Annotated in this window: 9 protein-coding genes; 3 read left to right on the forward strand and 6 right to left on the reverse strand. The window is 72.4% G+C overall.

Translation table 11 applies throughout. The features are described 5' to 3' along the window. Positions 1 to 239: 239 nt before the first annotated feature. Entirely contained in the window at positions 240 to 1,430 is a 1,191-nt protein-coding gene (locus AAHZ94_RS22925) for an LCP family protein (protein ID WP_349994868.1), read from the reverse strand. Continuing rightward, positions 1,358 to 1,804 (reverse strand): hypothetical protein, encoded by a 447-nt coding sequence (locus AAHZ94_RS22930; RefSeq protein WP_349994869.1) that lies wholly within the window; start codon positions 1,802 to 1,804, stop codon positions 1,358 to 1,360. Before AAHZ94_RS22930 ends, AAHZ94_RS22925 begins: the two co-directional genes overlap by 73 nt. A gap of 162 nt (positions 1,805 to 1,966) precedes the next feature. Here AAHZ94_RS22930 and tatA point away from each other — a divergent pair, with 162 nt between their 5' ends. Then, positions 1,967 to 2,320 carry a Sec-independent protein translocase subunit TatA gene (tatA, locus tag AAHZ94_RS22935; protein WP_349994870.1) on the forward strand — a complete coding sequence of 118 codons (354 nt, stop codon included), beginning with the start codon at positions 1,967 to 1,969 and terminating at the stop codon, positions 2,318 to 2,320. A gap of 121 nt (positions 2,321 to 2,441) precedes the next feature. Here tatA and AAHZ94_RS22940 read toward each other — a convergent pair whose 3' ends face one another. After that, a complete protein-coding gene (locus tag AAHZ94_RS22940; RefSeq protein ID WP_349994871.1) occupies positions 2,442 to 2,672 on the reverse strand; it encodes a hypothetical protein in 231 nt (76 codons plus the stop codon). A 168-nt stretch (positions 2,673 to 2,840) separates the two neighbouring features. Here AAHZ94_RS22940 and AAHZ94_RS22945 point away from each other — a divergent pair, with 168 nt between their 5' ends. After that, entirely contained in the window at positions 2,841 to 3,416 is a 576-nt protein-coding gene (locus tag AAHZ94_RS22945; protein ID WP_349994872.1) for a TerD family protein, read from the forward strand. A gap of 151 nt (positions 3,417 to 3,567) precedes the next feature. On the opposite strand, the gene AAHZ94_RS22950 is transcribed toward AAHZ94_RS22945, so the two are convergent. Both AAHZ94_RS22950 and AAHZ94_RS22955 read right to left on the reverse strand, forming a co-directional pair. Next, complete coding sequence (locus tag AAHZ94_RS22950) at positions 3,568 to 4,611, reverse strand: sporulation protein (protein ID WP_349994876.1); 1,044 nt, start codon at positions 4,609 to 4,611, stop codon at positions 3,568 to 3,570. A 452-nt stretch (positions 4,612 to 5,063) separates the two neighbouring features. Continuing rightward, complete coding sequence (locus AAHZ94_RS22955; RefSeq protein WP_349994873.1) at positions 5,064 to 5,279, reverse strand: I78 family peptidase inhibitor; 216 nt, start codon at positions 5,277 to 5,279, stop codon at positions 5,064 to 5,066. Positions 5,280 to 5,839: 560 nt separating this feature from the next. Between AAHZ94_RS22955 and ctaD the strand changes: the two genes are divergently transcribed. Then, positions 5,840 to 7,534: an aa3-type cytochrome oxidase subunit I gene (gene ctaD / locus AAHZ94_RS22960; RefSeq protein ID WP_349994874.1), complete on the forward strand. Its 1,695-nt coding sequence runs from the start codon at positions 5,840 to 5,842 to the stop codon at positions 7,532 to 7,534. Here ctaD and AAHZ94_RS22965 read toward each other — a convergent pair. Beyond that, a complete protein-coding gene (locus AAHZ94_RS22965) occupies positions 7,494 to 8,495 on the reverse strand; it encodes a helix-turn-helix transcriptional regulator (RefSeq protein ID WP_349994875.1) in 1,002 nt (333 codons plus the stop codon). The two genes, ctaD and AAHZ94_RS22965, sit on opposite strands and share 41 nt — an antisense overlap. Positions 8,496 to 8,587: the final 92 nt, after the last annotated feature.

The following is an 8,587-nucleotide window of genomic DNA, read 5'->3' on the forward strand; positions in this document are numbered from 1 at the left end:
GGGGGCGGGGGGCCCGGCCCCCACCGGGGGGGGGCGCCCGGGGGGGGCGGGGGGGCGGCCGGGGGGGGGGGGCGGCCCGGGGGGGGCGCCCCCCGGGGCCCCGGGCGTCGGCACGGCCAGCGGCGCGACGGCCCCGGCGGTGGGCTCAGAGCCGGCGGGCTCGGCGGTTGGACCCGGCGGCTGGGCTCTCGGCGTACGGGTGCTCGGCGTACGGGTGCTCGGCGTACGGGCCGGTGGGTTCAGCCGTACGACAGGTCCGCGCACAACTGGTCGTCGGCGCGGCGGGCGTCGGGCACCGGCCGGGCCGGGGCGGTGGACGGCGATGCGGGGGTGTCCGCGCTGGCACGGGGGGTGCCGGAAGAGGGAACGGTGCCCGGTGGCGTGGGGCTGGTGGCCGGCCGGCCGCTCGGCGACCCGTCGCTCGGGCCGGCCGGCCGTAGGTCCGCGCCGTCGACGGGCCGGTCGGTGCGCAGGAGTTCCCACAGCCGGGTGGCGTCCGGCTCGACGACGGCGACGCGGGCGCCCTCGTACCGCCAGGGAACGGTGACGAACGTGGTGTGGTGCAGGTCGACGTCCTTCAGCGACAGGGCGAAGGAGGCCAGCTTCTCGACCGAGCCGAGCCCGGGATCGACGGTCAGCGAGCGGGTGGCCGCGTCCGCCAGCGGCAACACCCTGGTCGGCGTCAGCCCGTCGCTCTTGACCTTCTTGAACAGGCTGCCGACGAAGGCCTGTTGCCGCTTGATGCGGCCGATGTCGGAGCCGTCCCCGATGCCGTGCCGCAGCCGTACGTAGTCCAGCGCCCGGTGCCCTGCGACGCGCTGCTCGCCCCGGGCGAAGAGCCGTTCGCCCCGGGTGGTGCGGTGCGGGTTGAGGTCCTGCTCGTACACGTCCTGCGGTAGGCACACGTCGACGCCGCCGACCACGTCGGTCAGCGCGGCGAAGCCCTTGAAGTCGATGACGACGGTGTGGTCGACGCGCAGCCCGGTCAGCTTCTCCACGGTGTTCTGGGTGCAGGCCGGGTTGCCCTTGGCGGTCTGGCCGACGGAGTACGCCGCGTTGAACATGGTGCGCCGCTGGGGCTGCGTCCAAGTGCCGTCGGGCAGCCGGCACGGCGGGATGTCGACGAGCGTGTCGCGCGGGATGGAGACGGCGACGGCGTGCTTGCGGTCGCCGTAGACGTGCAGCAGGAAGGCGGTGTCGGAGCGGCCGACGTCCTCGCTGTCGCCGCCGCCGAGTGCGCTGTTGCCGTCCGTCCGCGCGTCCGAGCCGATGACCAGCACGTTCTGTGCCCGGGACGCGCCCGCCCGCGGCCGGTCGGCGGCGATGCCGTCCGCGTCGAAGGTGTCGATGTTGGCGTTCAGCCGCAGGTAGAGCCAGCCCGCGCCGGCGGCGACGAGCAGCACGAACGAGAGCAGGACCAGCAGCACCACCCGGCCGCGGGGGGGGGGGGGGGGGGGGGGGCCGCGGCCCCCCCCCCCCCCCCCCCCCCCCCCCCCCCCCCCCCCCCCCCCCCCCCCCCCCCCCCCCCCCCCCCCCCCCCCCCCCCCCCCCCCCCCCCCCCCCCCCCCCCCCCCCCCCCCCCCCCCCCCCCCCCCCCCCCCCCCCCCCCCCCCCCCCCCCCCCCCCCCCCCCCCCCCCCCCGGCCGCGTCCTCGCCCCCGCCCGGCGCGCCGGCCCGCACCACGCCCCGCACCCTGTCCCGCACCGCGCTGCGGATCACGCCCGGCCCCACGCCCGGCACTCCGCCGTGGATCACGCCCCGCCCCGTGTCGCGGACCGGCCGAACGCCGACGGCTGCCTGCCATGGTTGCGCCCCCATCCCCACCGGTGCGGCTCCTCCCACCGGCATTAGTTGCATAGTTGCGCAATATAGCAATAAAGTCCGAGTGGTCGACCACCACCGGACCGCCCCCACGGGGAGCGGCACGGAGACGCAAGAGACACACAGAGACGAGAGAGGTGAAGCGGTGTTCCGCAACGCCCTACAGCCCTGGCACCTGCTGATGGTGGGGGTCGTGATCGCCCTGGTCTTCGGCTCGAAGAAGCTGCCGGACACCGCCCGCGCGCTGGGCAAGTCGCTCCGCATCCTGAAGAGTGAGGCCCGCGCCATGCGCGAGGAAGACGCCACCCACTCACCCACCGACCCCACCCGGCACACCCAACCCGACCAACCCGCCTCCACACCCACACCGCGCACCATCCCGGGCGCACCGGAACAGCCGCCCCGCCCAGCGAGCGACGCGGACGCCACCGCCCCCTCAAGCACCACACCCTCAAACACCACACCCTCAAACACCGCAACCCCAAGCGCCACACCCTGAGGCGCCGCAACCCCCAGTACCACCCCTCAAGAGCCACCACGCCCCGCGACACTCCACTCCGAGGTGACGCACCCCGAGGCGCCGTGCCCTGAAGCACCACACCCCGCGACGCCGCGCCCCATCAGGGGCTGGCCCCGTCATAGCCGTACCGGAGCAGACCGTCACCGGCGATCCCGTCGAGCCGGTAGATGTACAGCGCGTCGACGCGCGCCGCGCCCGGACCGTTCGCCACTTCGCAGGGGTAGGAGAGTTGGAGCACCGGCGCGCGCCCCACCACCCAGACCCGGGTCCCGTCCGCGGGGCCACCGCCGAGCCGGGCGAGCTCGGGGGCCGTTACCGTGTCAGCATCCATGAGGACACTTTAAAGTTTGCGCAACAAGGAAAGCATCACCCGGGGCGCGTGACCCAGGTCGCACCCCTCGAATTCCAAAGTTGCGCAACCGAAGGAACTTCGCCGGCTCCCGCCACGTTGGGACCAGCGACGGACAAACGCGACAGATCGCATGATGGAGGAGGAACGATGGGTGTTTCCCTGTCCAAGGGTGGCAACGTTTCGCTGAGCAAGGAGGCACCGGGCCTCACGGCCGTACTGATCGGCCTGGGTTGGGACGTCCGCACCACCACCGGGGCCGACTACGACCTTGACGCGTCCGCGCTGCTCTGCGACGAATCCGGCAAGGTCGTCTCGGACCAGCACTTCGTCTTCTACAACAACCTGACCAGCCCGGACGGTTCGGTCGAGCACACCGGAGACAACCTCACCGGCGAGGGCGACGGCGACGACGAGTCGGTCAAGGTGAACCTCGCAGCGGTGCCGCCGACCGTGACCCGCATCGTCTTCCCGGTCTCCATCCACGACGCGCACGCCCGCGGCCAGAGCTTCGGCCAGGTCCGCAACGCCTTCATCCGCGTGGTCAACCAGGCGGGCGGCACCGAGATAGCCCGCTACGACCTGTCCGAGGACGCCTCGACCGAGACCGCCATGGTCTTCGGCGAGCTCTACCGGCACGGCGCCGAGTGGAAGTTCCGCGCGGTCGGCCAGGGTTACGCGTCCGGCCTCGCCGGCATCGCCTCCGACTTCGGCGTCAACGTCTGACCGACCCGCCGCGGTCCGTACGGGCAGGCGCGCGAAGCACCGCGAGAACCGGCGCCCGAACAGGCGAAGACCCCCACCGGCACGGTGGGGGTCTTCGTCGTAGGCGGGACGGGGCCGGCCAGGTCACCGCCGCCGGGGCGGCGGCGCGCCGTCAGTCCTCGCCGCCCTCCTCGTCATCGTCCTCGAAGGCATCGCCGATCTCGTCGATGACCTCGGCGGCGACGAAGCCGCCCACCACGCCCACGGCCACCCCCGCCGCCACCCCGGCGACCACGGCCCCGGTGCTCGGCCCCGACCGGTGCCCGTGCTCGGACGCGCCGTGCCCGACCCCGGAGTGGCCGGCCACCGCGCCGGACCCGAACTCGCCACCGTACGAGCCGTACGCACCGTGTTCGGCGTGTCCTGCGTGCTCGGCGTATCCGCCCCGCCGCTCGATCAGCCCGCGCAGCCAGGAGTCGACCGCGGCCGTCCAGTCCAGGCGCTCCACGTCCTGGTGGGCGACGGTGAAGCGGCTGACGGCGTCGCCGCCGGCGGTGAAGGGGCCACCGCGGCGGTCGGCCTCAAGGACCACCTCCATGCCCACCGGCGTGGCCAGGAAGGTCACTTCGACCTCCTGGAGCGCATGGGCGTGCTGCGGCGGCGGACTGAGCTCGATCTCCTGGTAGAAGGGCAGGCTCTGGCTGGTGCCGTGGATGTGCCCGAGCTCCAGGTCGGCCGAGGTGAACCCGTACCCGAGCTGCCCGAACGCTTCGAGGACGGCCTCCTGGATCGGCAGCGGGCGCACCCGCAGCGGATCGAGGTCGCCCTTGTCCTTGGCGCCCGCGACGGCGAGTTCGGTGCGCAGCCCGAGGACGACGCCGAGCCCCTGCCCGTGCAGTTCGGTCACCGGCAGCTCCCAGGGCAGCGGCAGCGTGAACGGCACCTCCCGCTCCTCGCCGTCGGCCAGCCGGAAGCCGCCGTCGACGGTGGCCCGGTGGAAGGCGACCAACCCCTCCCGCTCCTCGTCGCCGCCCTCGGCCTCGACGTGGGCGACCAGTTCCAGCGTGACGTGCTCGATCTCCACGCTGGCGGTGCCACCGACCATGCGCACCCGACCCGTGAGGGCCGCACCTGGCAGTACCGGGCCCTCGTCCAGGACCGTATCCACCGACGGGCCGCCCACCCCGATGGCTCCCAGCAGTCGTTTGAACACCATGGCGGCGCTCTCTCCTTCAGTCACTCTCACGTCGTGGTGTGTGCGCCCGCCGCGCCGACCGCGCGGGCGGCGGGCTGCCGGGGGGGGCCCCCCCCCCGGGGGGGGCCCCCGGGGGCGGGGGGGGCGGGGGGGGCCGCACGGCCGTCGGACGGCTGGCCGCACCACCCCGCGAGGCCGCACACGGCGCGCTCCGAGCGCACCCCGGTCACCCCGACCGGCAGCCGCCGCCCGCCGCACGCGGACCGGGCGCGCACCGCCCCGCTGGGCTCGGCAGCCGCCCCGCGCGGCCGTAGCGGCGGCTGATCCGACCTCGTACGAGGCAACCACCGCCCCGTTGCGCACCTCGGCCGGCAAACGGCCGCAGACGGCTTTCGAAGGCCCCGAGACTCCCCTGGAGCTCGGGGCCTTCGGCGTTGCCCGACACGGTCGCAGGCGCCCCCAGCGAGGCCGGTTCAGCCCTGCCAGCAGCGCTCGACGACGCCGTCGTCAACGGTGAAATTCAGTCGGCTGCCCAGGTACTCCAAGGTGATGACGGCCCCCGGCGGCAGCGACCTGACGGTGGTCCAGCCACGCGTCCTGGCCCGTCGTTCGGCAGTCTCGCCGTCGAGTCCGACGTAGGAGTCAAGGTCATCGGCCGGCTCGGGCGAGGGAATCGGTAGAGGTGCCATGCAAGCCACCGTAGGCGCCGCTTCCCGGGGACGGAAGGCCCGTTCTACGCGCGGAACCCCCGTCCGGCCGACCGCCACTGGTCACACTTGTGTCACAGAAAACAGGGCCCGGTTTGTCGTCATCTATGTCACCCGTAAGGACCTTCCGTTCTCGACCGGAAGGCCCTGCGGAGTTCTCCGTAATAACGCGCTATGACGCCGGGAAAGGGCTTCCCCGCACATCGTGCCGCATCTTCGGCGGCGGGAATTCGGCGGTCGCCGAAAATGCATACCGCATCACACGGGGAGCGCACAATTCCACCACATTGATCTGGCCGTCCGTACACAGGTTTGGCCATAGCTGCGCATCTTGACTTCCTATCTGACGCCCACATGACAGACACACCAGACAAGACCGACAACGAGCGCGCGAAGGTGCCCGGATAGCGAACCGTAGCCGGGGCAGAAGGGGGCGAAACGGTACGCGTCCTGCGTGTCGCACCACAGCCCCGGCCGCACCAGCCCCGCATCATGGCGGGTGCCCGCAGCCCGGCACAGTCGACGCCCAGAGGGAGCCACGGATGGGGACGGAGACCGCTCAGGCGGGGGCCGAGCCGGTACGGGAGCGGCGGCACGGGCGGGTGCTCGTGGACTGGCTCACCACGACCGACCACAAGAAGATCGGCCATCTGTACCTGCTCACCTCGTTCGCCTTCTTCCTGGTCGGCGGGGTGCTGGCGCTGGTGATGCGGGCCGAGCTGGCCAGGCCGGGGCTGCAACTGCTCTCCAACGAACAGTTCAACCAGGCGTTCACGCTGCACGGCACGATCATGCTGCTGCTCTTCGCCACCCCGACCTTCGCGGGCTTCGCCAACGAGATCATGCCGCTCCAGATCGGCTCGCCCGACGTCGCCTTCCCCCGCCTGAACATGCTCTCGTACTGGCTGTTTCTCTTCGGCGGACTCCTCGTACTGAGCGGTTTGCTGGTACCGGACGGCGCGGCCGACTTCGGCTGGTTCGCCTACGCGCCGCTGAACAGCGCCACCCACTCCCCCGGCATCGGGGCCGATCTGTGGATCATGGGGCTCGCGCTGTCCGGCTTCGGCACGATCCTGGGCTCGGTCAACTTCCTCACCACGATCATCGCCATGCGGGCCCCCGGCATGACCATGTTCCGAATGCCGATCTTCACCTGGAACGTGCTGTTCACCTCGATCCTGGTGCTCATCGCCTTCCCCGTACTGGCCGCAGCCCTGCTGTGCCTGGAGGCCGACCGGCGGTTCGGGGCGCTGGTCTTCGAGCCGGAGTTCGGCGGGGCGGTGCTCTGGCAGCACCTGTTCTGGTTCTTCGGGCACCCGGAGGTCTACATCATCGCGCTGCCGTTCTTCGGCATCATCACGGAGATCATCCCGGTCTTCGCCCGCAAGCCGATCTTCGGCTACGTGATGCTGGTCGGCGCCACGATGGCCATCACCGGCCTGTCCGTGGTGGTCTGGGCACACCACATGTTCGCCACCGGCGCGGTGCTGCTGCCCTTCTTCTCCCTGATGTCCTTCCTGATCGCGGTGCCCACCGGAGTGAAGTTCTTCAACTGGATCGGGACCATGTGGCACGGCTCGATCTCCTTCGAGACGCCCATGCTGTGGTCGATCGGCTTCCTGGTGAGCTTCCTGTTCGGCGGCCTGACCGGGGTCATCCTGGCCTCGCCGCCGCTGGACTTCCACGTCACCGACAGCTACTTCGTGGTCGGCCACTTCCACTACGTGGTGTTCGGCACGGTCGTCTTCGCCATGTTCGCCGGCTTCTACTTCTGGTGGCCGAAGTTCACCGGCAAGATGCTCGACGAGCGGCTGGGCCGCATCCACTTCTGGACCCTGTTCGTGGGCTTCCACACCACCTTCCTGGTCCAGCACTGGCTGGGCGTGGAGGGCATGCCGCGGCGGTACGCGGACTACCTGGCAGCCGACGGGTTCACCGCGCTCAACACCCTCTCCACCATCGGCGCCTTCCTGCTCGGCAGCTCCACGCTGCCCTTCCTCTACAACGTCTGGAAGACCGCCAGGTACGGCGAGCAGGTGGCACTGGACGACCCGTGGGGCTACGGCCGCTCCCTGGAGTGGGCCACCTCCTGCCCGCCGCCGCGGCACAACTTCACCGCCCTGCCCCGCATCCGCTCCGAGTCACCCGCCTTCGACCTGCACCACCCGCAGGTCGCACAGCTCGACGAGGGCGTCCTCAGCCCAGCGCCCGATCGAGTCGATCACGCATCGTCGTGAGGTGCCCGCGCAGTGCGAGCGGCTCGCGCACCTCGAAGTCGAAGCCCGTGAGCAGCACGTGCACGGCCAGCACGTCGAGCGTGTGCGCGCCGGTGTGCAGCAGGCAGGACTCCTCGTCCACCGCCTCAAGCACCCCGGCCGTCGGCGAGATGTGCTCGGCCGCGCGCTCGGCCGACACCTTGAGGAGCACCGTGGCGCGCTGCGCGTACGCGGCGATGGACACCCGCTCGGAGACGTAGCCGCCCAGGTCGTCGGCGGGTGGCTCGCGGGGGTCGAAGCGCGGGCCGTGCGGCGGCTTGGGGGTGATCCGGTCGGCGCGGAAGGTGCGCCAGTCCATGCGGTCGAGATCCCAGGCGACCAGGTACCAGCGGGCCCGCGAGCAGACCAGCCGGAGCGGTTCGACGCTGCGCCGGCTGGCCTCGCCGTCGTGGGCGCGGTACGCGAAGCGCACCCGCTGCCGGTCGCGGCAGGCGTGGGCCAACTCGGTCAGCACGTGCGGGTCGATGGCCGGGCCTGAGTGGTTGCCGGTCATCGGGACCGTGTAGGCGTTGAGGGTCGAGACCCGGCGCCGCAGCCGGTCCGGCAGCACCTGCTCCAGCTTGGCCAGCGCGCGTACCGAACTCTCCTCGACGCCCTCGATGCCGACCGGCGCCATCCGCAGGCCGAGGGCGACCGCCACCGCCTCCTCGTCGTCGAGCAGCAGCGGCGGCAGTTCGGCGCCCGCGCCGAGTTGGTAGCCGCCGGCGGTGCCCGACACCGAGTGCACCGGGTAGCCGAGTTCGCGCAGCCGGTCCACGTCGCGGCGGACCGTACGCGGCGTCACGCCCAGCCGCTCGGCCAACTCCGCGCCCGACCAACTGCGCCGCCCGCCACCGGCACCGGAGCGCCCCGGGGGTGCCAGGCCGCCGTGGGTCTGGAGCAGGGAGAGCAGGCGCAGCAGTCGGGCGGAGGTCTCCAGCATGCGCAGCAGTCTGCCAGCCCCCGCGGGCGGGGGGGGGGGCCGCCGGCCGCGGCGGGGTGTCAACGGTGGTGGGGTGGGCGGGGTGGGGGGCG

It is taken from the genome of Streptomyces sp. HSW2009 (genome assembly GCF_040240285.1).
GTDB lineage: Bacteria > Actinomycetota > Actinomycetes > Streptomycetales > Streptomycetaceae > Streptomyces.